This is a genomic window from Hymenobacter fodinae, assembly GCF_004745825.1.
Classification (GTDB): Bacteria; Bacteroidota; Bacteroidia; order Cytophagales; family Hymenobacteraceae; genus Hymenobacter; species Hymenobacter fodinae.
The window spans coordinates 990674-1016132 of the sequence record NZ_SRLA01000002.1; the positions used below are offsets into that span (position 1 = coordinate 990674).

The 25459-nt window shown below is 56.9% G+C and carries 17 protein-coding genes; 6 read left to right on the plus strand and 11 right to left on the minus strand.

Annotated features, from left to right (window positions below; translation table 11 throughout):
* Nucleotides 1-281: 281 nt before the first annotated feature.
* Nucleotides 282-440 (minus strand): hypothetical protein, encoded by a 159-nt coding sequence (locus EU556_RS26050; RefSeq protein WP_167855550.1) that lies wholly within the window; start codon nucleotides 438-440, stop codon nucleotides 282-284.
* A gap of 1152 nt (nucleotides 441-1592) precedes the next feature.
* On the opposite strand from EU556_RS26050, the gene EU556_RS11565 reads away from it, so the two are divergent.
* From EU556_RS11565 to can, 4 genes are all read left to right on the plus strand, one after another.
* Nucleotides 1593-2270, plus strand: coding sequence for a response regulator (locus tag EU556_RS11565; RefSeq protein WP_135434260.1), 678 nt, complete (start codon nucleotides 1593-1595; stop codon nucleotides 2268-2270).
* A gap of 99 nt (nucleotides 2271-2369) precedes the next feature.
* Nucleotides 2370-3776 carry a sensor histidine kinase gene (locus EU556_RS11570; protein ID WP_135434261.1) on the plus strand — a complete coding sequence of 469 codons (1407 nt, stop codon included), beginning with the start codon at nucleotides 2370-2372 and terminating at the stop codon, nucleotides 3774-3776.
* Nucleotides 3777-4039: 263 nt separating this feature from the next.
* Nucleotides 4040-5647, plus strand: a complete 1608-nt coding sequence (locus tag EU556_RS11575; protein ID WP_135434262.1) for a SulP family inorganic anion transporter — start codon at nucleotides 4040-4042, stop codon at nucleotides 5645-5647.
* A 93-nt stretch (nucleotides 5648-5740) separates the two neighbouring features.
* Nucleotides 5741-6517: a carbonate dehydratase gene (gene can, locus EU556_RS11580; RefSeq protein ID WP_245327588.1), complete on the plus strand. Its 777-nt coding sequence runs from the start codon at nucleotides 5741-5743 to the stop codon at nucleotides 6515-6517.
* A gap of 206 nt (nucleotides 6518-6723) precedes the next feature.
* Here can and EU556_RS11585 read toward each other — a convergent pair whose 3' ends face one another.
* The 7 genes from EU556_RS11585 to EU556_RS11615 form a co-directional block, all read right to left on the minus strand.
* Nucleotides 6724-8250, minus strand: coding sequence for a glycoside hydrolase family 32 protein (locus tag EU556_RS11585; protein WP_135434263.1), 1527 nt, complete (start codon nucleotides 8248-8250; stop codon nucleotides 6724-6726).
* Between the two features lie 110 nt (nucleotides 8251-8360).
* The gene (locus EU556_RS11590) at nucleotides 8361-9860 is read right to left on the minus strand and encodes a glycoside hydrolase family 32 protein (protein WP_135434264.1); all 1500 of its coding nucleotides are present in this window, start codon (nucleotides 9858-9860) and stop codon (nucleotides 8361-8363) included.
* Nucleotides 9861-9913: 53 nt separating this feature from the next.
* Nucleotides 9914-10828, minus strand: a complete 915-nt coding sequence (locus EU556_RS11595; protein ID WP_167855551.1) for a carbohydrate kinase family protein — start codon at nucleotides 10826-10828, stop codon at nucleotides 9914-9916.
* 131 nt (nucleotides 10829-10959) lie between these two features.
* The gene (locus EU556_RS11600; protein WP_135434265.1) at nucleotides 10960-12297 is read right to left on the minus strand and encodes a sugar porter family MFS transporter; all 1338 of its coding nucleotides are present in this window, start codon (nucleotides 12295-12297) and stop codon (nucleotides 10960-10962) included.
* Nucleotides 12298-12450: 153 nt separating this feature from the next.
* Nucleotides 12451-14172, minus strand: a complete 1722-nt coding sequence (locus tag EU556_RS11605) for a RagB/SusD family nutrient uptake outer membrane protein (protein WP_135434266.1) — start codon at nucleotides 14170-14172, stop codon at nucleotides 12451-12453.
* 21 nt (nucleotides 14173-14193) lie between these two features.
* Complete coding sequence (locus EU556_RS11610; RefSeq protein WP_135434267.1) at nucleotides 14194-17358, minus strand: SusC/RagA family TonB-linked outer membrane protein; 3165 nt, start codon at nucleotides 17356-17358, stop codon at nucleotides 14194-14196.
* 482 nt (nucleotides 17359-17840) lie between these two features.
* Nucleotides 17841-20624: a substrate-binding domain-containing protein gene (locus EU556_RS11615; protein ID WP_135434268.1), complete on the minus strand. Its 2784-nt coding sequence runs from the start codon at nucleotides 20622-20624 to the stop codon at nucleotides 17841-17843.
* A gap of 154 nt (nucleotides 20625-20778) precedes the next feature.
* Here EU556_RS11615 and EU556_RS11620 point away from each other — a divergent pair, with 154 nt between their 5' ends.
* Both EU556_RS11620 and EU556_RS11625 read left to right on the plus strand, forming a co-directional pair.
* Entirely contained in the window at nucleotides 20779-21207 is a 429-nt protein-coding gene (locus EU556_RS11620) for a Fur family transcriptional regulator (protein WP_135434269.1), read from the plus strand.
* Nucleotides 21208-21284: 77 nt separating this feature from the next.
* Nucleotides 21285-21803 (plus strand): hypothetical protein, encoded by a 519-nt coding sequence (locus EU556_RS11625; protein WP_135434270.1) that lies wholly within the window; start codon nucleotides 21285-21287, stop codon nucleotides 21801-21803.
* Between the two features lie 212 nt (nucleotides 21804-22015).
* On the opposite strand, the gene EU556_RS11630 is transcribed toward EU556_RS11625, so the two are convergent.
* The 3 genes from EU556_RS11630 to EU556_RS11640 all read right to left on the minus strand — a co-directional run bounded on the left by EU556_RS11630 (nucleotide 22016) and on the right by EU556_RS11640 (nucleotide 24997).
* The gene (locus EU556_RS11630; RefSeq protein ID WP_135434271.1) at nucleotides 22016-23092 is read right to left on the minus strand and encodes a UDP-glucose--hexose-1-phosphate uridylyltransferase; all 1077 of its coding nucleotides are present in this window, start codon (nucleotides 23090-23092) and stop codon (nucleotides 22016-22018) included.
* A gap of 75 nt (nucleotides 23093-23167) precedes the next feature.
* Nucleotides 23168-24331: a galactokinase gene (gene galK / locus EU556_RS11635; protein WP_135434272.1), complete on the minus strand. Its 1164-nt coding sequence runs from the start codon at nucleotides 24329-24331 to the stop codon at nucleotides 23168-23170.
* A 261-nt stretch (nucleotides 24332-24592) separates the two neighbouring features.
* Nucleotides 24593-24997, minus strand: coding sequence for a hypothetical protein (locus EU556_RS11640; protein ID WP_135434273.1), 405 nt, complete (start codon nucleotides 24995-24997; stop codon nucleotides 24593-24595).
* Between the last annotated feature and the right edge of the window lie 462 nt (nucleotides 24998-25459).

The following is a 25459-nucleotide window of genomic DNA, read 5'->3' on the forward strand; positions in this document are numbered from 1 at the left end:
AAAGGTGAAATCGGTGCCTGCATATCATCTGTTGGGGTGGTAGTGGGTGTACTAGTAGGGCTTGAGAACACCAGATGCCAAGCTCCATTTATAAAAGGATACCGGTTATAGGCAAACTGACTTTTAGTATGATAATACTGGTCGTCTTCCTTATAGCTGCCATGCCATTGGCCTTGTCATTGCAATTCATGTAGTCCTTGCCCTTCTGCGGGGTGTAGTTCGGGTCACCCTTCAGGTTTTGGCATAGTACGTAGGCGCCAGCTACCTCATGGTATTCATCGCTAATCTAAGTGTCGCGGTAGATCATTGTTGCTGCCGAGGCTGTTGGCCGGTAGGCCGCCGTAGCGCAGAGCGCTAGTGCCCGCCGGCTGCAGGGAGGCTGGATCATTGGTGAGAGCTATTTGTCGCACCAAGAGGGTAGCCAGTCGCGGGCCGGACATATTCGCCCCGATCTGCAGGGTATTAGTGATAGCCTGGCCAAGTTGGTTCAGCTCGCTTCGTACTTGAGACCCTAGTTCTGTTCAGCATGTGGCAAAAGCGCTAACCTTATTGACAGAGATTGATAGAACTCTGGTAGATCCAATCTGCGGAAAAGGAGTCCGCAAAGTTCTACCACCCAAAGGCGAGAATAAGGCTGCATAGTAGGGCGAAGGTAGCAGCGCATACCCACCATACCCACTTTCCCGACGATTCAGTAGGCGGTTGGTAATAATGTCTCTTTCTACGCTTTAGAGTAAGCATATAGCAGGTTTGGTCTTTATTTTATTTTAAATATAAATCGATAAAAATATAGCGCTGGGTCTAACGAAATGTTTGGTTAGGATATATAGCGTTGAATCGATTGTGAGTAATATTAAGCCGCTACTTTGCCGCAATAAACAACACGCATAACTAATGGGCTATCACCTAGCGGACTATCGCTATTCCTTGGTAAGGGTCTCTTATATAGTATTTTTATAACGCAGTAAGCTTGCCCTGTTATCTATGAAAATACTTATACCCGAACGGCCTACCAGCTCATGGGAAAGGTGCTTTGTATGTGAGCGCCTGCCTTTTACCATTTGTACTAGCATTAGTGTACCTAGCTTGGACTTAGCCGGCCCTGCTGCTAGCTGTACAGAGCAACCAGAATGAAAGCGTTTCAGCTTGGTGCTTAAGCAGCTTCCTTGAGGTGCGTATTCTTATGTAGAAATCTAAAGCCCCTAACAATCGTGTCCAGTTGAGGCTTTTGGGCTATCTATAAGGGTGTGGTGTAATCTATAGTTACTATACTACTATGGCTGTGTACATTAGACAAGCCACGCTGATTCCGACTATTAGGCTAATTACTTGGGCCGCTGATTTCAGATAAGCAATAGGATTTTGCATGTACAACAGAAGCGCGAAGCATAAACTTTTGCGCAACCTACTCTGCAAAGTGATAGGGACATGATAAACTGCAAAATCGGCGACAAGTAAGAAACTCAAGCGTATTGCTAAGCCTGATAATATGGTTGGTTTAGCACCAGCAAACTCCTCTGTACGGGAAGGGCGCTGATGAGCGTTTGGGCTGTAGTAGCTACCTTGGCCGGCGAAACTGTGCTTAGCTGACTATGAAAATTCTGCTCGTTGAAGACGAACCAAAGGTTGCTTCCTTTCTGCATCAGGGCCTCACTGAGCAACAGCACACTGTTGATTTAGCTTTAGAAGGAGTACTAGGTTTGCGACTGGCACTGGCGGGAGGGTACGATCTGATTATTCTGGATACGCTGCTGCCCGGATTGAGTGGCCTAGAGGTTTGCCGGCAGGTGCGGGCGCACGATGCGGGCGTGCCTATTTTGATGCTTACGGCCCTTGGAGAAACCGATGATAAAATTAGGGGCTTGGATGCTGGGGCCGATGACTACTTGGTTAAGCCCTTTGCTTTTCAGGAACTGCTGGCCCGCATCAGGGCGCTGGCGCGCCGCCGCCACGAAGCACCCGCGGCTCAGGCGTTGCTTCGCCTTGCCGATCTAACACTCGACCCCGCCAGTAAGGTAGTGCAGCGGGCGGGGCAGACCATTCAACTCACGGCTCGGGAGTTTGCACTGCTTGAATACCTGTTGCGCCAGCAGGGCCGGGTAGTTTCGCGGGTAGATATTTTGGAGCACGTCTGGGAAACCAACTTCGATACGGGTTCCAATGTCATTGACGTGTACATCAACTTCTTGCGTAAAAAAATTGATAAGGATTTCACTCCCAAGCTTATTCATACGCTGGTAGGCATGGGCTACGTAATGAAGGAAGACTGATACTTGGTGCTGGTGGCGGACTAACGGGCGCCCGCACTGTTCTGCTGTACACCGGCACTTGGCCATCAATTCGCCAACTCACCTCTATCAACCGATTTCATGACTATACGCACCCGTCTGGCGCTGCAGTTTGCGGCTATTCTGGCCGTTACCTTGCTAGTGTTTTCGGTGGTGATTTACTTTTTCACTTACCACTCACGACGGGAGTTCTTTTCCGAAAGCCTTTTTGCCCGCGCCCGCATTGTAGCGCACGTGTATCTCGATGGCACCAACCGCGGCGACGAAGACAGTCAAGCGTCGTACCGGCGCTACCTGCGGCAGTTTTACCGCACCTTGCCCGAAGAAGAAGTGCGCGTATTTGACGCTCAGAACCACGTCGTGTTTCAGGAAGGTCGGCCAGGACAGCAGTCGGATCTGATGCCGTTTCTGGAACAGGTGCGCTATGATGGCCGGGAGGTAGTGTTAGAGTCTGATTACCGGCAAACGGTAGGCCTGCTCTACCGCGATGCACGCCGGGGCGATTTTGTAGTAGTGGCTTCTTCCGTGGATGCCGACAGCCGCCAGAAGCTCAACGATCTTCGCGCGGTTCTTACGAGTGGCCTACTGGCGTCTTTTGTTATTGTCGGTATAGGCGGTTGGTTTTTTGCTGGTCAGGCCTTGCGTCCTATGCAGCGTATTGTGCAGGAGGTAGATAGCATCACGGCTTCTGACCTGCACCGTCGGTTGTCGCAGGCCGATGGGCAGGATGAAGTGTCGTTGCTGGCGGGTCGCTTTAACCGGCTGCTTGATCGGTTGGAAACAGCCTTTGCCGGACAGCGGACCTTTGTGCGTGATGCCTCTCACGAGTTGCGTACCCCGCTTACCGTACTCATCGGGCAGTTGGAAGTAGCCTTGCTGCAGCAGGAGCGCACCCCGCAGCAGTACCGCCAAGTGCTGCAAAGCACCCTGGATGCGGCCCGGCTGCTGAAAGACCTTACCAACGGCTTGCTTCAAATTGCCCGGGCCTCCGACGACCCTTCGCAGGTGCCGCTGACCCTGGTACGCCTTGATGAACTGCTGCTGCAGGCTCACGAAGAGGTGCTGCGCCGCCACCCCACCTGTCGAGTTGATTTGGACTTTAGCGAGCCTATGGGCCCGGCTCGAGTAGCGCCCTACGCTGTGCACGGCAACGAGGCGCTGCTACTTTCTGCTTTCCTGAATATTCTGGAAAATGCCTGCAAGTTCTCGGTAGGACGGAGCGCACCGGTTGTTGCTGCGCTCCGGGGACCAGTAGGGCGGGTGCAGTTGGAAGTGCGCGACCAAGGAGTGGGCATGACGGATTCTGACCGCCGACAGGTGTTTGTGCCCTTCTTCCGGGCCGACGCCGTGCGGAATGTACCGGGCCACGGCATTGGGCTACCGCTCACGGCTAAAATAATGGAGCTGCACGGAGGAGAAGTGCGCGTGGAAAGTGAGTTAGGCCAGGGCACCACCGTGGTACTTGACATGCCCGCCGCCTTAAGTTGATAGGCACATAAAGTAGGGAAGGATATAGCCCTCGGAACCACAGGATACATTATGTTTTATCGGCTGCCAAACAGCGTAATGAATACTATGTATCTACTTAGTAAAGCAATACTTGTGCATGTTTCAAGTAGCTGAAAAAAAAGTGGTTATACATTTTAATTCGCTTTTAACTCTCTTTTAACGCGGGCTTAACAAGCATCAGGTACACTTGCATTACTCCTTGCCTCAAAGGCTAGGTATCGATCCTGTTACTCCCCTCCCGCATGTTAAAATCCCGCCTGGCTTCGTCGGCTAATGCCGCTGCCCCTGCCCCCGCCGGCGCTGCTGGCTATTTTAGCACCCTCGGCCAAGATGCGCCTTCGGGATTGGTAGTATTTCTGGTGGCGCTGCCCCTATGCCTTGGTATTTCGTTGGCTTCGGGGGCGCCTCTGCTAGCCGGCATCATTACGGGCATTGTGGGGGGAGTGCTGGTTTCGTGGGCAAGCGGCTCACAACTCAGCGTGAGCGGTCCGGCGGCTGGCCTGACGGCTATTATGGTGGGAGCCATTCACACGCTAGGCTCATTTGAGGCAGTGCTGGTGGCCACTATGATAGCAGGGGTATTGCAGATAGGCCTAAGCCTAGCCCGTGCCGGTATTATTGGTTTGTACTTTCCTACCTCCGTTATCCGTGGGATGCTGGCCGCCATTGGCCTTATCCTGATTCTTAAGCAAATTCCGCACTTCCTTGGGGCCGATACGGACTACTTCGAGGACATGGACTTCCTGCAGTTTAATGGGCAGAACACGTTTTCGGCAATTGGGGCGGCGGCAAATGCCATCAGCTGGGGCTCGGCCCTAATTGGGGTTATCTCGCTGGCAGTGTTGCTACTGTGGGACAGTAAAGTAACGCGAAACATAAGGGCGTTGCGGCTAGTGCCCGGTGCCCTGATTGTGGTATTACTGTCTATTGGCCTGAATTTCTTGCTGGGCCGCCTAATGCCAGCTCTGCAAGTGCGGCCCGAGCATCTGGTGAAGCTTCCGATTATTACCTCCTTCGACAGCTTAGTGGCGGAACTGCCGCGCCCCGATTGGAGTGCTTTGTCTAGAACGTCTACCTACGTACTGGCCTTTACTATTGCCATTGTGGCTTCTTTGGAGAGCCTTCTGAGCGTAGAAGCTGTGGATAAGCTTGATCCCCACAAGCGTACCACCCCGCCCAACCGGGAGCTGATGGCGCAGGGTACGGGTAACATCGTGGCGGGCTTCTTAGGTGGCCTACCACTCACGGCCGTAATTGTGCGGAGCTCAGCCAACATTAATGCCGGCGCACAAAGCAAAATGTCGGCCTTTATCCACGGCACATTGCTGTTGCTAAGCCTGCTGTTTCTGGCCCCTATGCTGAACTGGATTCCGCTTTCGGCGTTGGCGGCAGTGCTATTGGTTGTAGGGTTTCGCCTGACCAAGCCAGTTCTTTACCGCACTCAGTGGCAGTTGGGGTGGCAGCAGTTCTTGCCCTTCATTGTTACAATTGTGGCCATTCTGTTCACCGATTTGCTCAAGGGTGTAACCATTGGGCTGGCAGTGGGCATTTTCTATATCCTGAAGGCCAACTACGAATCGGCTTTCTTTCTGCACGAAGAGACGCCCCGCCAGGGTGGACATGTGCACCTGAAGCTTGCTGAGCAGGTTTCCTTCCTGAATAAAGCCAGCATTGTCAAAGTCCTGAACTCCCTTCCTGATGGCTCCCATGTGGTGCTAGATGGTACTGGATCGGCTTCAATTGACTACGATGTGCTGGAAGCCATTGAAAATTTTCGCCTCTCCGCCCATGAGCGGAACATCGACCTGGAGTTGCGCGCCATTCCTCAGGTGCAGGTGCTAGGCCACTAAGCTAGGCCATACTACTGGCCAAGCACTAGCTTTCCCACCAGCATCATCTGACGCACTTACTTCCCCTAAACCCACCCCTCAACCAACTTGTGTATGAAAGGCATTGAGCCAATTCTGGAGAATAACCGCAAATGGGTAGATAAGCAGCGCGCTGCCGACCCTCAGTTTTTTGAGCGGCTGGCCGATGGCCAGAAGCCGCGCTACCTGTTCATTGGCTGCTCCGATTCACGCGTGCCCGCTAGCGCCATTACGGGCACCGGCCCCGGCGAAATGTTTGTGCACCGCAACATTGCCAACATGGTAGTGCACACCGACTTCAACCTGCTTTCGGTGCTGCAATACGCCGTAGAAGTGCTGGGCGTGCAGGATATCATGGTGGTAGGCCACTACGGGTGTGGGGGCGTAGCTGCCGCTGCTACCAACAAGCAGTACGGCCTCATTGATGGCTGGCTCACCAACATCCGCGACGTAATTCGGGTCCACGAAACGGAGTTTTTACGCATCAAGGATGAGGAGCAGCGCCTGCGCCGCCTAGTAGAGCTAAACGTGATTGAGCAGGTGCGCAACCTAGCCAAAACCAACATCATCCAGAACGCCTGGAAAACGGCTAACCCGCCCCGTCTGCACGGCCTAGTGTATGATATCAAAGAAGGCCTGCTGAAGGACTTGGAAGTGGAAGGCGCCCAGCTAACGGAGCTAGCCCACATCTACAGCACCGAAATTGCGGCTCACGCCGAGAAGGTGCTGGAAGAGCAAGTAGGTCAGGAAGTAACAGAAAACCGTCCGTCGTTGCTGCCTTCTAAGGAAGCAGCCAGGGAAGAGAAAAAAGCAGAAAAGAGCGAGGAAAAGCAGCTGAATAAAGTCAGCTAGGCCTAGTCGTCTCACCAATATCATCGGGCGTAGTCTGAGGGGAGTGCGCCTTCGATGTGTGGAACCGCCGCAACCCTTTGGGTGCGGTGGTTTTTTGCATTTTAAGGGTGGTATATCGTAGCGCTTGTACCATTTGGAAAAATCCGCAACAAAAAAGGCCGACTTTCTCAGACAGGAAAGGCGGCCTTCTTCAAAGCAACAAGTGGTTATTTCACCGTGCCTGCGAGTTTCGAGTAGGAGAGGGCTTCAAGCGTAATGCCCGTGGTTGAGCGGAGCGTAAGCTGAGTGAAGGGCTGCTTGGGAAAGAAAATTTCCGTCATGGTGGTCAGGCCTCCGTCGGCGAATAGCTCTACGGAAGTGACATCGAAGAGCAATGTAAGGTCGGCGGCCGGCGAGGTAGCAAGGCGAGGCCCGGAGTGGCGCCCAGCAAATGTGGAGCTGAAACCCGAAAGGCCGGCTTTGCTACGGTCGATGTAGTACTGGTTCGCCTGTTTATCGTAGCCAATGACCAACTCTTCGCCGCCCGCATTAGATAGCACTACGGCAACGTCTTGCAACTGCTTGGTGTTGAGCTTGAGCTGAAACTGAGGGGTAGTGAGCTTGATCTTGTCAGACAGCGCTAGCTCCGGTTTTACCGTCAGATTTTTCAGGGTTTGGGCGGGCTGGGCCAGCTTAGCAACTTCAGGGGACGGGGTTGAAGCAAGGTAAATTTCAGAGCCTACCTGCTTCAGGGCTAGGTCGCGCGGGGCCGTCATGGCGCTGCGCCAGGGCGAGGTGGGCACCTGGTTGGCGTATTCCCAGTTACTCATCCAGCCCAGGAAAATTTTGCGGGCGCCGGTGTTGCCCCAGGTTACGCCGGCGTAGTCGTCCTTGCCCCAGTCAATCCACTTTTGCGTTGCGGTTTGGGGCGTGAAGGTTTTGCCGTCGAACTGGCCTACGAAGTACTGCGTAGCCGAGCCGCCGTTGGGTCCACCGGGGTTGATGCTCACCAGCAGCACCCAGTAGGTTTTGCCGTTGAGCGTGAGTGGAAACAGGTCGGGGCACTCCCACACGCCGCCGTGGGCGCCTAGCTTCTCGCCAAACTCACTAAGCTTGGTCCACTCCTTCAGGTTGGGGGAGGAGTAGAATGTGATACGGTCTTTGGTGGCTAGCGTCATTACCCACTTGTTGGCCGCCGTGTTCCAACTCACTTTCGGGTCGCGGAAATCCTGAATGCCGGGGTTGGGCAGCACGGGGTTGCCCTCGTACTTCGTCCAGGTTTTGCCTTCGTCGAGGCTGTAGGCCAGGCTTTGGTACTGGTGCTTCTGGGTACCTTTCTTTTCCTCGTCGGGATTGTGATGGGTGAAAATAGCTACCAGGGGCACCTGCCCATTCTTGCCGAAGCCCGAGGTGTTTTTCTCATCGAGCACGGCGCTGCCCGAGAAAATCATTCCCAGCTTATCCGGAAACAGGGCAATGGGTTGCTCCTTCCAGTTCACCAAGTCTTGGCTGGTAGCGTGGCCCCAGTGCATGGGCCCCCATACCATTGCCTCAGGGTAATGTTGGAAGAACAGGTGGTAGGTGCCTTTGTAGTACACCATACCGTTGGGGTCGTTCATCCAGTGGGCGGCGGGCGTGAAGTGGTAAGCCGGCCGGTATTGCGGCGTGGCCGGCGGCACTGGTTTAGCAGGCTGCGACTGGCCTAGGACCGTGAAGCTGGCCAGGGAAAGGGCCAGAAGAAGAGCGTTTTTCATACGGGTGGGAAGAGGTAAGCAGCAAACAGGCCAGCTATGTGACTGCTGAGAGAAGCGAATTAGCTTTATCTAAAGCGTTACCGAAGCGACTGTGGTCTATTAGGATTGCCTCACAGTTTACTGGTGAAGGAAGCGTAGGTGAGCTTCTGCACGACAAAATTGCCGTTGGAGCGCAGTTTGAGTGTACTAAGAGGTTGGGTAGGAAAAAATAGCGCTGTCATTACTGTCAGGCCTTGATCGGCAAACAGCTCCACGGAACCGGCATCAAAGAGCAGAATCAGGTCTGCCGTCGTCGTGTTAGCAAATCGTGGGGCCGTGTGGCGAGAAGCAAACTTGTCGCTGAAACTGCTTTGCCCGGCTTTGGTGCGGTCGATGTAGTACTGCTTGGCCTGTGCATCGTAGCCCAGCACCAGCTCTTCGCCTTTGCTATTCGAGAATACCAGCGAGAAGTCGGTGAGCTGCTGAGTAGTAAGCTTTAGCTCATACTTATCGCCGACGGGCTTGAGCTTAGGAGTCAGATCGACTTCCTGGCTTACAGTTACGTTTGGCAGCGTAATCGGCGCCTGAAAAGCGGCAGCTACTTCCTGTACCGGTTGCGAGGCCAATAAGAGCTGGTTGCCTACCTGCCGCAACGCTAATTCACGAGGAGCGGTCATGGCGCTGCGCCAGGGCGAGGTAGGCAAGGCACTGGCGTACTGCAGGTTCGTCATCCAACCTATGAAAATTCGGCGGTTGCCAGTGTTATTCCAGGTTACGCCGGCGTAGTTATCGGGGCCATAGTCGAGCCACTTGGTGTCGGTGGAAAGCGGCGTGAAGGTTTTGCCGTCGAACTGGCCTATAAAGTATTGCGTGTTTCTGCCGCCGTTATTCAGGTTCACGGTCAGCACCCAATAACTTTTGCCGTTGAGAGTGAGCGGATATAAATCGGGGCATTCCCACACGCTACTATGTACGCCCACTTTTTCGCCAAACTCACTGAGCTTGGTCCAATTCTTCAAGTTAGGAGAGCCATAAAAGTTGATGCGGTCCTGAGCTGCTAGCGTCATAACCCATTGCTTGCTGGCTTCGTGCCAGCTCACTTTCGGGTCGCGGAAATCCCGTATGCCGGGGTTGGGTAGCACCGGGTTGCCAGCATATTTGGTCCACATATTACCAGCGTCGGTGCTATATGCTAGGCTCTGATACTCAAACTTATTCTGTCCGTTCTTCTCAGCTTTAGGGTTATGATGAGTGAAGATGGCCACTATGGCATTCTTGCCGAAGCCCGCCGTGTTGTTGGCATCTACCACCGCGCTGCCCGAGAAAATATAGCCTAGGCTATCCGGAAACAAAGCAATAGGTTTCTCCTGCCAGTTTACTAGGTTGGTACTTGTTGCATGGCCCCAGTGCATAGGGCCCCATACCATTGCCTCAGGGTAATGCTGAAAGAACAGGTGGTAGGTGCCTTTGTAGTACACTATGCCGTTGGGGTCGTTCATCCAGTGGGCGGCGGGCGTGAAGTGGTAAGCTGGCCGGTATTGCGGCGTGGCCGGCGGCACCGGCTTGGGCTGCGACTGGCCTAGGGCCGTGAAGCTGGACAGGGAGAAAGCTAGGAAAAGAGCTTTTTTCATACGGGTGGGAAGAGAAGAAAAGAACCTGTACTAGCAGAGAAGCAGCTACTGGTCTAGGCCACTTGTGTGGCCAGCAGTTCGGTTACATCAGTTTCTGAGAAGGCCGGTGTGGCACCCAAATGCGTGGCCACTAAGGCGCCGGTAGCGCAGGCAAAGCGCAGGGCTTCGCCAGGCTCGGTGCCAGATAGCCAGCCTTTGAGCAGCGCCGCCAGAAACGAGTCGCCACTGCCGATGGTGTCTTTCACTTCCACGGCCACGCCGGGCGCGCGGTAAAGCTGGCCGTTGGTCCAGAGCAGCGCACCATCGGCCCCGCAGGTGACGCACACTGCTTGCAGGTCGAAGCGGGTAGCCAGCCATTGCATGGCGGCGGGCTTGTCGGTCTCTTCGCCAAACCACGCCATAATCTCGGCCAACTCGTGGTGATTCATCTTCACCAGATTGGCTTTTTCGAGCAGGTATTTCACTACCTCCTTGCTGTAGTGCGGGGGGCGCATGTTCACGTCGAAGACCTTGAAGCGGGCATGTTCCAGCAGGCGGTACAGCGTTTCGCGGGTGGCCGTCTGGCGAGCGGCCAGGCTCCCGAAGACGAACATGTCAGCTTCCGCCACCAGCTTTTCCAGGGCGCTATCATACTGGATGTAGTCCCAGGCCACGGGCTGCACAATCTTGTAGGTTACCTCGTTAGCGTCGTCTACGTTGGCTTTTACTACGCCTGTGAGGTGGGTTTTGCCATGCTGCACGAAGTCGGTGCGCAAGCCTTTTGATTCAATAAATTCAAGCAGTTCCGTTCCCAAATCATCATCGCCCACGCGGCTGATGAGGTCGGCGGACAGGCCTAGCTGGTGTACGTGCACGGCTACGTTGAAGGGAGCTCCGCCCGGCTGTTTACCCGAGGGCAGCACGTCCCACAGCACTTCGCCGTAACAAACAACGGCTGGGGTCTTGGGGTCTTGGGGTTTTAGGGTCATGAGTTGGAAAGTTGGAGCTGGGGAATGGGGTCTTAGGGACTTGGGGCTTAGGATCTTGGATATGGCTCTCTCACATCTTGATGTCGTGCGGAACGTCATCCAAGACCCTAAGTCCCCAATCTCATAAGTCCCTAATGAATGACCAGCGTTTTTTCGAGTTGCTCCAGGGAGGTACCCTTGGTTTCGGGCATCAGGCGCCACACGTAGAGCAGTTGGAGCACCATCATGGCGCAGAAGAACGCGAAGGTGTGGCCGCCACCCAGCTTCTCAGCGAGGTATGGAAAGGTGAAGGCAATGATGGCGGCCATAACCCAGTGTGTGGAGGAGCCCAGCGCTTGGCCTTTAGCGCGCACCGTGTTGGGGAAGATTTCAGAAATGAACACCCAGATAACCGCGCCCTGCGAGAAGGCGAAAAAGGCGATGTAGACGAACAGCAGCACGGGTACCAGCATGCCGCCTAACGCCCCAAAGTTCTCGGTGTAAAAAGCCCACGACACCAGGCCTAGCGTAGCAATGACCCCGTACGAGCCGATGAGCATGAGCTGGCGCCGGCCTACGCGGTCAATAAACTGACGGGCCAGCAGCGTGAAGATGAAGTTCACGAGGCCCAGCCCAGCCGACGACAGTAGGGCCGACCCTTTGCCTAGGCCAGTCATTTCAAAGATGCGCGGGGCGAAGTAGATGATGGCGTTGATGCCCGACACTTGGTTGAACACCGCAAACAGTACGGCCAGCATTACCGGAGTCCTGTACTGCTTGGCGAACAACGAGCGGCCCCCCACCTGGGCTTCGTCGGTGGCGTTGGTGGTCAGGATGCTGGTTACGTCTTCGTCGGCAGAGGTGGGGTTGATGAGGTGCAGAATCCGGCGGCCTTCTTCTACCCGGCCGCGGCCAATAAGCCAGCGGGGACTTTCCGGCACCCGAAACAGTAGCCCAAAGAACAGCGCCGCCGGCACCACCTGCACGCCCAACATCCAGCGCCAATCTTGCTCGCCCACACCCGTAAGGAGGTAGTTGGAGAGGTAGGCCACCAGAATGCCCAGCACAATATTGAACTGGAACATGCTCACCATACGCCCCCTTGACTCGCGCGGCGACACTTCCGAGATGTACAAAGGCGCCGTAACCGACGATGCTCCCACACCTAGGCCACCTAAAAAGCGGAACACCACAAACGCCATCCAACTGTGCGTAAGGGCCGCGCCCAGCGCCGACACAAAGTAGAGGACCGCAATCCAGATCAGGGTTTGGCGGCGGCCCAGCTTATCAGACGGAATGCCGCCGAAGATGGCTCCGAACACGGTGCCAATTAGGGCAATGGAGATAGTGAAGCCGTGCTCTACGGGGCTCAGGCTCCAAACCTGCTGAATGGCTTTTTCGGCGCCCGAAATCACGGCCGTATCAAAACCGAACAGGAAGCCGCCTAGCGCTACCACCAATGACCAGAAGTAAACGTTGCTATTTTTCACAGCGGAAAATTCAAGGGTGAAATTGTATAGTAGTGAAGGTGTAAAGTAGTGAAATGGTGGGTGTAACGTGTCACTGGCCTAGACGGCGCTACTGGCACACGGCACGTAAGCAGAACCTCAAACTCACCAGTTCACTACTTCACAAGCTCACCTCTACCAGCCAGGGTTCTGCTTGTACAGGCCCTTGCTGAAATTGATTTGGTTGAGCGGAATGGGCAGGTATTCGTCGCGGCCCTTCGTGAAGCGGGCTTCCCGCAGGTACAGTCGCTTGGTCTTTTCCTTGTCGAAGTAGGTATTCAGGTAGTCGCCAGCAATGCCCCAGCGCACCAGGTCGAAGAAGCGCTGGCCTTCCATAGCAAACTCCAGGCGGCGCTCAAAACGCAGGGCCTCGCGGGCGTACTGCTGGTTCCACTGCCCCGCCGAGTACAGCCCAATCTTGTAGTTGGAAATGTTGGCGCCGGTGGCAGTTTTCAGGCGGGCGGTGCTGTTTTGGGCGCGCTGCCGAATCTGGTTGACGATGGGCAGAGCTTCCGAGGCGCGGTTCAGCTCAATCAGGGCCTCTGCCTTCCACAGCAGTACATCAGCAAACCGAATGATGGCCCAGTTCTTCGAGGAACTCATGAAGGGCGGCGTCTTCTGGAAGCTCGGGTCGGAGGGTAGCACGTTTTCCTTCATCGACATGTACACGCCGTAGGTGTTCTGGTCGCGCAGCCACGAGGTTTCAAACACGAACGTAGGCGCGTACTTGTAGGGGTGCGACGGGATGCCTACCGTGTGGTCGAGGCGGGGGTCAACGGTATTCGTCTGGAAGTCAGTGGGCGTGCTGAGGTCGGAATTGTTGAACGTGGTGAACAGGGGCAGGCCCTGGGCATCCGTCTTGTAGGCATTCACCAGGTTCTGGCTGGGCTGATGGAATCCGCAGCAGCCGTAGTCCGGGTTCATGGGGTAGTTGAGCTGATTGCCGCGGTCGGTTCGACCCTTAGGCGTGCCATCGTTGCGCGAGAACTGAATGGCGAACACCGACTCCACACCATTGTCGCCGGCCGTGAGGAAGTTGGTGGCGTAGTCGGGGTGCAGGGAGTACTTGCCCGAGGCAATCACCTGGTTGGTCAGGCTCACGACCTCCTGCAGCTTGGTCTGGTCTACTGACGTCACGGCGTGGTTGTCATTCTGCACGTAGGCCTGGTAGAGGAGGGTCTTGGCTAGGTAGGCCTGGGCCGCCGACTTCGTAGCCCGCCCCGTTTCGGGCTGAGTTTCGGGTAGGTTGGCTACCGCAAACCGGAAGTCGTCGGCAATCTTAGTCCAGAGCGCATCACTGCTCAGGTCCACGTTTGATACCTCGCCGTACTTATCGGTAGGCACGGTTTGGTCAATGTACGGTACCCGGTTAAACAGCTCCTTCAGCAGGAAATAGTAGTGGCCGCGCAGGAACCGCACCTCACCCTGGCGCACGGCCTTGGTGGGCATAGCGGCGGCATCTACCGCATCGAGGCGGCGCAGGGCATCGTTGCAGCGCGACACACCGATGTAAATCAAGAACCACAATTCATCAGTATTGCCGACATCGACGCGGTTGAAGGTGAAGGTCTCGTAGAAGTGGAAAGCGTCGACGTCGGCGGTGCCGTTGCCGCCTTTGTAGGCGTCGCCGGCGCGCACGTTGCCGTAGGGCCACATGGAGGTATAGGGGGCACGGTACACGTCGTTGCCGAGCTGAGAATAGGCAGCAATAACCTGCTTTTCAATGTTGGCGGGCGTGTTCAACTGGTCGTCGCTGAGGGCGCCGGTAGGGGCCACATCCAGGAACTTGTTGTCGTTGCAGCCAGAAGCAAATGCGAGTAGCGACAGGGCCAACACGCTGGTTTTGATGATTTTCATGGGAATAGCGCGGGCGGGTGGTTAGAAGGAAACGTTGAGGCCGGTGGTGAAAATGCGCGGCAGCGGGTACTGGTAGTTGGTCACCTCGGGGTCGGCGCCGGTGTACTCTTTGCTCTTGACCGTGAAAATGTTCTGGCCCTGCACGTAGAGGCGCACGCCCTGCAGCTTAAATCGGCTCACTAGGCCACTCGGCAGCGAGTAACCCACCTGCACGTTGCGCAGCTTCATGTAGGAAGCGTTTTCGATGAAGTAGGTGGAAGAGCGCCCCTCGTTGTTGGTGTTGATGAGCGTAGCGGCCGGAATAGTAGAGCCGGTGTTAGTCGGCGTCCAGGCATTCAGTAGGCGCTGGCCCCAGTTTTCGCCCGACGCCAGCGATGAAAAATCCGTCCGGAATTTGGCGTTGTTGAAAGCGTACAAGCCCTGCACACCCTGGAAGAACACCTGCACATCGAAGCCCTTGTAGCCCGCGTTCAGGTTGAGGCCGTAGTTGAAATCAGGCACGCCTTCCGTAATCCAGGTCTGGTCGAAGTTGTCCACTTTGCCGTCGCCGTTCAGGTCTCTGTAGCGGATGCGGCCGGGGGCGGCTCCTACTTGCGTGGGGCCTTCGCCCACCTGCGCCGCGTTCTGGTACAAGCCATCGGCCACGTAGCCGTATACCGCGTTGATGGAGTGGCCTAGGCGGGTTACATCCTGGCCGTTGCCGCCGTAGGCGTTGATTACTTCATCGGGGAGGTAGGTGAGCTTGTTGCGGTAGGTGGAGAGGTTGCCCGTGATGCCGTAGGTCAGGCCGTTGGCTAGCTCACTCTGGTAGCTGAGCAGGAACTCCCAGCCTTTGTTCTGGATGGAGGCCCCGTTCACGAACTGGTCGCCGCCTTCGCCCACCACAGCCAGGTAGGGTAGGTTCACCAGAATGTCTTTGCTGTTCTTAACGAAGTAGTCAACCGAGCCCGAGAGCTTGTTTTGGAAGAAACCAAAGTCGACGCCCACGTTGGTTTGGGTGGTGGTTTCCCACTTCAGGCCGGGATTAGGGCGTTGCACCCGGCGGTAGCCCGAAGGCAAGTTGGTGTCGTTGCCGTAGATGTCGTAGGCCGTACCCCGGTCGTACTCAAAGTTGGGGTCGATAGTACCCAGTAACGACTGGTACAGGCCCCGCGAGGCGAAGTTGGCAATGTCCTGATTGCCCGTCTGGCCCCAACCAGCGCGCAGTTTCAAATCAGAGAGGAAGGGCACGGCGTCTTTCAGGAAGCCTTCCTCACTCAGGCGCCAGCCAGCCGAAAGGGCCGGGAACACCCCAAACCGCTCGTTTTCACCAAAGCGCGAAGAACCGTCGCGGCGGATGGTGGCCGAGAGCAGGTAGCGGTCGGCGAAGGAGTAGTTGACTTTGCCGAAGTAGGAAGCCAGGCGGTAGGCCGTGGCGCCGCCGCCATTGTCTTTGTTGGCGGCCCCGGCATCGAGGTAAGCGTAGCTAGGGTCTTCGCTGGCGAAGTTGGTGCGGGAGGCGTAGCTGCTCTCATCGTAGTAGCTGATGCGCTCGGTGCCGGCCACGAAGCCCAACTGGTGCTTGCCGGCCAGCGTCATGTCGTAGTTCAGCGTGTTCTGCCACACCCAGTTACCCCAGAACCGGTTGTTGTCGGTTACGCGGTTATTGGCCTCGGAAAGAAAGCCGGCCTTGTAGGTCTTGTAGATCTGACGATACTTGAACAGGCTGTAGTCGATGCCAAAGCTGGTGCGCAGGTGTAGGCCTTTCAGAATCTCCGCATCAGCAAACAGGTTGCCGAACACCCGGCCCGTGTTGGAGCGGTTTTGCTTGTTATCCGTGAGTAGGCGCAGCGGGTTGTCCCGGTCGCTCATACCCGCTACGGGGCCACCCCAACCCGCTCCGTCCACGGTACGCACCGGCACAATGGAGGGCAGCTGCGTGGTCCGGTCGCGCACCAGGTTCAGGTCAAACTCGGCGCGTTGCGACTTCACAATAGTTAGATTTTCGCCCACTTTCAGCTTGCCCTCCAGGAAGTTGTAGTCGGAGTTGAGGCGGGCCGTCATGCGGTCGAAGCTGGTGTGCTTCAGGGTGCCGCTGTTGTCGTAATAGTTCAGGGAGAACAGGGCGCCGCCCCGCTCGCTGCCGCTACTTAGGCTCAGGTTGTAGCTTTGAATCAGGGCGTTCTGCTGGGTTTCCTTGAACCAGTCGGTGTCCGAAGCGCGCTGGGTTTTGTCGGCGTCGATGAACTCCGGCACCGTCACGCCATCCAGCACTAACTGGCCGCCAGCGTCGCGGTGGGTCTGGAAGTTGTAGTAGGGCAGACTGGGCACGGTACCGTCGTTGATGGCGGCCTGGCCGTACACGCGGCCGTAGTCGAGGGTGTTGAGCAGCTTGATGTGCGGCCCCGGCTGCTGCACGCTGAAGAAGGTCGAGAAGTCAACCCGCGTAGCGCCTTTCTTGGCTTTCTTCGTCGTAATGATGATAACGCCGTTGCCAGCGCGTGAGCCGTAGATGCTAGCCGCCGAGGCATCTTTCAACACCTGAATCGACTCAATATCGTTCTGGTTAATTTGGTTGATGCCCTCCTTGGTTGGGATGCCGTCGATAACGTAGAGCGGATCGTTGTTGCCGAGCGTGCCAATGCCCCGGATGCGTACGGTAGCCGCGCTGCCCGGCGCGCCGTCGGTGTTGATTTGCACACCGGGTACGCGGCCCTGCAAGTTGCGGGTCACGTCGTTGGAGGCCATGTCCTTGATTTCCTCTGTCTTCACCACGGCCACGGCGCCGGTCAGGTCGGCCTTGCGCTGGGTCTGGTAGCCGGTTACCACTACCTCATCTAGGGCCGCCGCATCGGGGGCCAGCGTGATGGTGAAATTGCCGCTCGCCACCGCCACCTCCTGCGACTTATAGCCCACGAAGGAGATGAAGAGGGTCGTAACATTATCGGGCACCGAGAGCGTGAAGTTGCCATCGTTATCGGTGGAGGTGCCCAGGGCGGTACCTTTAGCCACCACCGTTACGCCGGGCATCCCAACGCCTTTCTCATCAAGCACGCGGCCCTTTACGGGCACATCGGCGAGGGTAGCCACGGAGGCTCCAGAGTGGCCTAGCGCTGCGGCTTGCGTGGGCGTGGCCACGGCCAGCGGCAGGGCGGAGAGCAACGTCAGGCCAGCAGCCCGGCGCAGCAGGGGTACAGTGTGTTTCATGTGGGAATTGGAAAAGGAAAGTGTGGGATGATGCAGGCGGAGACTGGCCTAGGGAAGAGCCAGCGGGTTACCCGTTTGGGAGGCGGGTAGTACTCACTCCAAAAGCCCCGCCGCCCTAGCGGCCCTTGGGTTTAGCAGCTACAACGCAGGGGCAGCTGGCGGCGGGACTTGAAGTATCGGGCTGGGATGTAGCGCCGAGGACTGGTTCAAATATCCAGCGTTACCTCGGCCAGAGCTTGCTCTATTCGCTCAAACTCTTGCACTATTGAATCAACTTTTATTTGTAATGTATATAATTGATAATGAGTATGTTATGGCTTATGGTGAATTTTCCTTAAACGTCCCGACTTTCACTTCTGATACCCTATTTTAAAAATTGATACCTGTGGGTAAGCTGCCTTGTCACCAAAACGAAAGGGCTGCACCGGCCCCTCACACGAGGAAGCCGACGCAGCCCTTAGAGGGATGACAGAAGGAGTGGCCTAGCCGGCCGTGGTGTGCATGGCCCGGAACTCGGAGGGCGACACTTGATAGCGCGCTTTGAAGCTGGTGGAGAAATATGAGGGCGAGGAGAAACCCAACTGGTAGGCCACTTCAGCAATAGTCAATTCGTCATCGAGGAGCAGTTGCCGGGCCTTGGTAAGTCGGATGCCCTGAATGAAATCGGTAACGCCAGTGCCCAGTACAGCCTTCACCTTGCGGTAGAGCTGCACCCTTGAAATACCGAGGCTGCGCGCCACGTCTTCCACGCTTAAATCGGAGCGGTTCAGGTTGGCCTCCACAATGGCCGTGAGGTCGGCCAGAAACTTCTGATCGACGCGTTGCGGGGCCACGGTGGCGGTATCCACGGAAAGCTCCCGCCGGAAATGCTCGCGCTGCTTTTCGCGGTTGGCGAGCAAGGTGCGCAGGCTTTCGAGCAGAAAGGTGGGGTTAAAGGGCTTGGTAAGGTATAAGTCGGCGCCAGCCTGCACGCCCTCCACTTGCTGCTCGGGCGCATTGCGGGCCGTGAGTAGCACCACCGGAATGTGGGAAGTACGCCAGTCGCCCTTGAGTTGGGCTACCACTTCTAGGCCACTCAGTTCCGGCAGCATCACATCGCAAATAATCAAGTCGGGAATAGATTCGGCTGCCAGTCGTAGGCCAGTGGCGCCATCAAATGCTGTGTTCACCTGGAAGTACGGCTGCAGCTTCTGGGTCAGGAAGGCATTGACTTCGGGGTTATCCTCAATGACCAACACTAAGGCCTCGCTCGTGACGCCCGAAGCTAGGCTAAGCACGGCCTCATTTGCAGGGGCGGGCGGCATAATTCCTTCCTCCAGCGCGAAGGCCGGGGAGGCCACCACGGGGGCACTAGCGGAGCGCAGGGCGGCGGGCAGCTCCAGGGGCAGCGACACCACAAAGGTGCTGCCCTTGCCGGGCTGACTAGTGAAGCTGAGTTGTCCCTGGTGCAGGCGGGTGAGGCCTAACGCAAGAGCCAGACCCATGCCCGAGCCTTTCGAAACGGATTGCTGACCTTGGTAAAACCACTCAAAAATGTGGGCTTTGTCTTCATCGGAAATGCCGCGGCCATCGTCCTCCACGCTCACCCGCACCAAACGCTCGGCGGGCACCGGCTGTATGCTGACGGTGATGTGGCCGCGGTCGGGCGTGAACTTGAGGGCATTGCTGAGCAGGTTGAAGAACACTTTATCGAGGATGTTCACATCAAACCACAGCGGAATAACTGGCTCAGCGGGCAGGAACCGCAAGCTGATACCGCGCTGCCGGGCGGGCCGCTCAAACACGTCCATAATCTCGCGCACAAAAGCTACCAGGTTGCCCTCAGTGGCGCGCACCGGCATCTTGCCCACGTCAATCTTGCGGAAATCCATGAGCTGGTTCACCAGTTGCAGCAGGCGCTGGGCGTTGCGCCGGATCAGGCTCAGGTCGTGGCGCTGGGCGGCGGGCAGCTCGGGGCCACTGGTTAGCATTTCCTCCACGGGCCCCAGGATGAGGGTAAGCGGAGTGCGCAGCTCGTGGGAGAAGTTGGTGAAGAAGCGCAGCTTGGCTTCCGTTTCTACGCGGGCCCGCTCGGCAAACTCTTGAATCTGGTTGCGCTGCGACAAGATTTCCTGGTTCTGCTCACCCAGCTGCCGGTTGATGCGCCGATTGGCTCGGAAGGCGCGCCACACCAACAGGCCTAGCACGGCGGCGCCCAGCAGCGCCGCGGCCAACACGTACAGCACCGTTTGCTGGCTGGCGTACGTGTCGCGCTGCTGCTGCAGGAGCCGCTGCTGACGCTGAATGTCCTGTTGCTGACTGGTGAGCTTTTCGGTTTGCAGTTTCATAGTCAGCACGTTGGTCGAGTCAATGACCATGGTGCTGAGCGTGTTTTCCTTTTCGTAGGCCTGTTTGTGCAGAATTTTCATGGCCGTCCGGATGGCTTCTTCGCCGCCGGGCGGATAGAGCATGGTAGCACTCAGCACGCCATCCTGCACAAACTGCAGGCCGCCATGGGGGCCGGGCAAGCCATCCACGCCAATCACCTTAATGCGCCCATCGAGCCCCAACTGCTTGCACACCTGGTAGGCCCCCAAGGCCATGCGGTCATTGTGCGCGAAGATGAGGTTGATGTCGGGGTGCTGGCGCAGGACGGCGGGCAGGCGCTGCATTACGGAAGGGCGCTTCCAGTCGCCGTGCACTTGCGCCACCAGGTGTAGGCCAGGGTAGGCGGCTAAGGCCTGCGCAAAGCCCCGGTGCCGGTCGAGGGCAGGCGAGGCACCGGGTGCGCCCATCACTTCCAGTACATTGCCGCGGCCTTCCAGCAGGTTGCCCACGTAGTTGCCGGCGGCCTTGCCTACCTCCAGGTTATTGCCACCCACATAGGCCGTGTAGAGCTTGGATGTAGTGCGCCGGTCCAGAATGACCACCGGAATGCCCCGGTTAAAGGCTTCCTCCACAATGGGCGTCACGGGCTCGGCCTCATTGGCCGACACGATGAGCAGGTCTACTTTCTCATTAAGGAACTCCCGGATCTGCTTTTCCTGCAGCCGGCTGTCGTCGTGGGCATCTTTGATGCGGAAGCGTACCTCCGGGTAAAAGCTCAACTCTTTCTGCATGCCCGCCAGCATGGCCTGGCGCCACGCGTCGCCGTTGGTGCACTGCGAGAAGCCAATGGTGTACTTGGGCGGTGGGGTGGAGGGGGAGCAGCCCACCAGCCACAGCACGAGGCCGCACAGTAGGCCACAACTTCTCAAACGTGCGGATAGGGGCAGAAAGCAAGACATGGGAAATGACAGTACGATTAGCCAAGTTTCACATTTCTTCGCAATAAGCGGATGAGGTTACCTTTCTAGCTTCCAGATCACCCAACTATAGCGCATAAATTCCTGTTTTTATCCGAGGGACGCCCCCGCATATTCGCCGTATCTTTGTATTCCTATGGCAAGTCCAGACCGTATTTCCCAGACCCTACTCCGCCACGAGCTGCGCCAGACGCCCGTGCGCCGGGCCGTATTGCAAACGTTGCTCGATTCATCCTTTGCTCTCTCGGGCCATGAGATTGAGCAGCAGATTGGGGGTGAAACCGACCGGATTACCCTCTACCGCACGCTAAAAACCTTTGAGGAAAGCGGCCTGATCCACCGGGTTATCGACACCAGCGACACCGTGCGCTACGCTGCCTGCTCCATTGAGTGCAGCGCCCACGAGCACTTCGACAACCACGTGCATTTCAAGTGCACCAACTGCCAGCACATCTACTGCCTTAACCAAGTAGCCATTCCGGCCGTGACGCTGCCCGCGAAGTTTGAGGCCAAAACCCGCGACTATCTGCTGGCCGGCGTGTGCCGGGAGTGCCAGCCGGAGTAGCGAGTTGGCGTGGCTTAGCGGCACTGCCGCCCCAGCGGGGGCGTGAGAATACCGGCGTAATTCGCAACTTGGGCCGTATGCGGCTATCTTTTCGTTTTCTTGAACCAGCAAAGCGCAAACTTTATGGTTCGCGCTTTTTTCTGGTGTTCCTGCTGGTAGTGGTTGTGCAAAACGCTGGGGCGCAAGTGCCCGCGGCGCTGGTGGGCCGCTGGACCCTTAAGCAGATAACCTTCGAAGCCCGTAGGCCACTGCCTGATTCGTTGCAGCAGAAGCTATTCTACAGCCCCGCTGGCGAAACCAACGCTGCCGTGAAGGAGGGCACCCTTACCGTGCAAGTGGAGTACCGGGCCGATGGCACGTACGACTATGAGATGATCAGGGACAAGCAGCCCTTCTATACCGAGCGGGGGCGCTATGAGGTAAAAAACGGGTTGCTTACCAGCTACAGCACTACCTCCGACAGCAACGCCCCCAGCCTCGATACGCAGGCAATTGTGAAGCTCACGCGCAACGTGCTGCAAGTAGAGTTTCCCATCTGGAAGCCAGAGCAAAAGGTATTTCAGCAAATCCGCTACGTGCGAGTAGCTGCGCGCTAGTGGCCTACCAGAAGCTAATTCGTAAGGGGCGGCTAGGGTAGTCTAAGCAAAAGACTGCCATGCAAAGTATACTATGGACTCTGTCTAGTCTACCACAACACGTCATCCTGACGCAGGAAGGATCTTCTCATACTTAAACGAGCTGTTCTGAGCCAGTCGTTTTAAACGTAACTGCGTCAGGATGACGTTCTAGGGGAGAACCAGAAATGCTACTAGGCCTGTTCGGGCGCTTGGGCTGTATCTAAGGTTTGCTTGTAATGCACGTTTGACTGCTCGCGCAGGCGCTGCGCCGCGTATTCTGGTGTAATGTCGCGCTGAGCGTTAGCGAGCAACTCGTAGCCCACCATAAACTTCCGGACTGTAGCCGAGCGTAGCAGAGGCGGGTAGAAGTGCATGTGCAGGTGCCAGCTTTCGTGAGCTTGGCCATCGGTGGGGCGCTGGTGCAAGCCGGCAGAGTAGGGGAAGGAGGTCTGGAACAGGTTATCGTAACGGATGGTGAGCTGCTGTACGGCTTCAGCCAGGGCATCTTTTTCCGCGTCGGTGAGCTGGGTGAGGTCTTGCACGTGGCGGCGCGGCATTACCAGCGTTTCGAAAGGCCAGATGGCCCAATAGGGCACCAGCACCACCCAATGGTCATTCTCGAATACTATGCGCTGCTGCTCGCGCTCCTCAATGGCCAGATAATCGGTGAGGAGGCTGCGGCCGTTCTTCTCGAAGTAGGCCAGTTGCTGAATGGTTTCCTTGGCTGGCTCACCAGGCACAGTGCGCTGGGCCCAGATCTGGCCGTGGGGGTGGGGGTTAGAGCAGCCCATCACCTGCCCCTTGTTCTCAAAAATCTGGACGTAGTTGATGTCGGGCCGGGCACCGAGGGTGCGGTACTCATCCGTCCACACATCCACTACCCGCCGGATGTCCATGACGCTCATTTCCGGTAGGGTCAGGTCGTGGCGGGGCGAGAAGCAAATCACGCGGCCCACGCCCGACTCCGCTTCGGCGCGCAGCAGCCCTCCGATATCGGTAGTGCCGGTGGGTACGTCAGGTGTGAGGGCAGCAAAATCGTTGTCGAATACAAAGGTGCCCTCGTAGCTGGGGTTCACCTCGCCGTTGGCGCGAGTGTTACCGGGGCACAGGTAGCAAGTGGGGTCGTAGGTGGGGCGCTGGCTACGGTCGGGGGCCTCCTGCTGACCTTGCCAGGGCCGCTTAGAACGGTGCGGCGATACCAGAATCCACTCGCCATTGAGCGGGTTAAAGCGCCGGTGCGCCTGTTCCGTCGGATTGAAATTACTCATGCTATTGATGTGAGTTGCCCGCCACTGGCTGGCAGAAGAAAAGAGAACCGGACGCTAGGCCATGCTGCTAGTGGCCTAGGCCACACTAGCCTCCAGTACGCCCACGCCAGCCGTAATGGTGGTCTGGTAGGTTTCGAGGGGCAGCCCCAGGCGCTGCTGGTACCCCTGCGTGGCGTGCTGCACAAAGGCGGCTACCTGGCTAGTTTCAACCAGGTTGATGGTGCAACCGCCAAAGCCGCCGCCCATCATGCGTGAGCCTAGTACGCCCGTAAACTCCTGGGCCAGTTCCACCAGCACATCCAGCTCGGGGCAGCTTACTTCGTATTTGTCGCGCAAGCCGGCGTGGGAGCCATACATCTGCTGGCCAAAAGCGCGCAGGTCGCCGGCCACGAGGCTCTGGCAGGCTGCTTCTACGCGCAGGTTTTCTTCTACCACGTAGCTGCAGCGGCGGTACACCACGTCGCCCAATTCTGCCCGGTGCTCTTCTAGCTGAGCCAGCGTAGCATCGCGCAGGCTTTGCACTTCGGGGTAATACTGTTGCAATATGGCTACGCCCCGCTCGCACTCCTGGCGGCGGGTGTTGTACTCAGAGCTAGCCAAGGAATGCTTCACACCCGAGTTGCACAGCACCAGTTGATAGTGCTCGGTATCGAAGGGGAAATAGGCGTACTCCAACGACCGGCAATCGAGCCGTACCACGTGGCCCGCCTGCCCAAACAAGCTGGCAAACTGGTCCATGATGCCGCACTGCACGCCGGCGTAAGTGTGCTCGGCTAGTTGGCTCATGCGGGCCAGCTGCATGCGCTCCAGGTTGGTGTTGAGCAAAGTATTGAGGGCGAAGGCTAGGCCACACTCCACCGCCGCCGAGGACGACAGGCCCGCTCCAATAGGCACATTGCCGCCAAACACGCAGTCGAAGCCGGGCACATCAAGGCCCTGTCCTTGAAACTGCGCCACTACGCCCAGCAAGTAATTGGCCCATTGGGTGTCACTGGGCTGCACAGCCGTAACATCGGTCTGGAAGGATTCCTGCTGATCATAGGAATACAAGCGAATCTGCGAGGTTCCGTTGAGGCCAACAGCAAAGTAAATCTCCCGGTCGATGGCGGCGGGCAATACAAAGCCACCGTTGTAATCCGTATGCTCGCCAATCAGGTTTACGCGGCCAGGGGCGCGCACCAATAGTGGCTGATGCTGGAACTGCTGCTCAAAAGCAGCCCGAATAGAGGATAGAGGCATGGCAAAAATGACAGATGAGTGGGGAAAGAGACTACGCGGGCCCCAATATTAAGTTAGTACGGCAGCATATCCACGTGTTATGTGCTCTTCCGAAAGCAGGCTAGGGCTGCGCGCTGCCCGCCACAGGAGCTAAAAAACAGGCCTAACGCCTGTTAAGCACGAATTGCTGGCCCGTAAATTACTTTTGGGCAGAGGCAGGGTGGCCTAGGCTGTTGCAAGCCAGAAGTCTGACCACCGGCCCGCTGAGCTGACTCTTACCTGCTACCGTTCCAACTGGCGAAGCCACACGTCTGCGGCCAGCTCACTGTCAAACTGATGATAGCGTAGTGAACCGTGCGCCTGCTCCCGGACGCGGGCAAAGGAAAGACGCGTGTTGTGGTTGTTCGCCAATAGCACGGCTCCCACCGTTGCACCAAACATAAACTGCCGGGCCTGCCAGTAATCCAGAATCAGAGCCTGCTCTTCCTCCGATAGTGGGCTAAGCAAACGTTGGTCGCTGAGTAGCTTAAACCAACCGCGCTTCTGCAGTAATCGGCCCAGGTTGGTAAGCAGGTCCTGAACGTCAGCCAATGTGCGTTTGCCGGCATGATAGCGAATAAGCGCGTAGCCGTTTGGATGCTCTAACACGCGCCCCATGGCGTTTTCAAAATACAGCAAGGGCATCATACCAGATAAAAGGCGAATACAGTTGCGGAAATAAGAAATAAGCGGGAAAACTGGCAGCCAATGGCTGCTTCGGATAGCTATTGCCGCCGCCACGCGGGGTGGGCAGATACTCCCGCCCGAATGCACTGCTGAGGCGGGGCTTGCTGGGCCTGTTTGACTCGGAGAGCCCCCCGAGAAGCCAGCGCAGAAAGTGCATGGCTCGCCGCAGAAAGCAGCCAAGAGTGAGGGCAGGCGGCAGACCGTTAAGAAGTAGTAATTGATACGGAGCAGCCAACGGGCAGACTACTGGGCTGCCGTGATGATAAAAGAATCCGCCAACAGGCACCTTCGTTGGTAGGTGCCGCGCGCCGTGTAACTATACCGGTAGCTTGGGCGACGGCGGGCTTTATTGGCTGGCTATATGGTTCAGAATACGAGAGGCTATTTCGGGTGAGTGCAATAGGTAGCATGGGCAATAGGGGC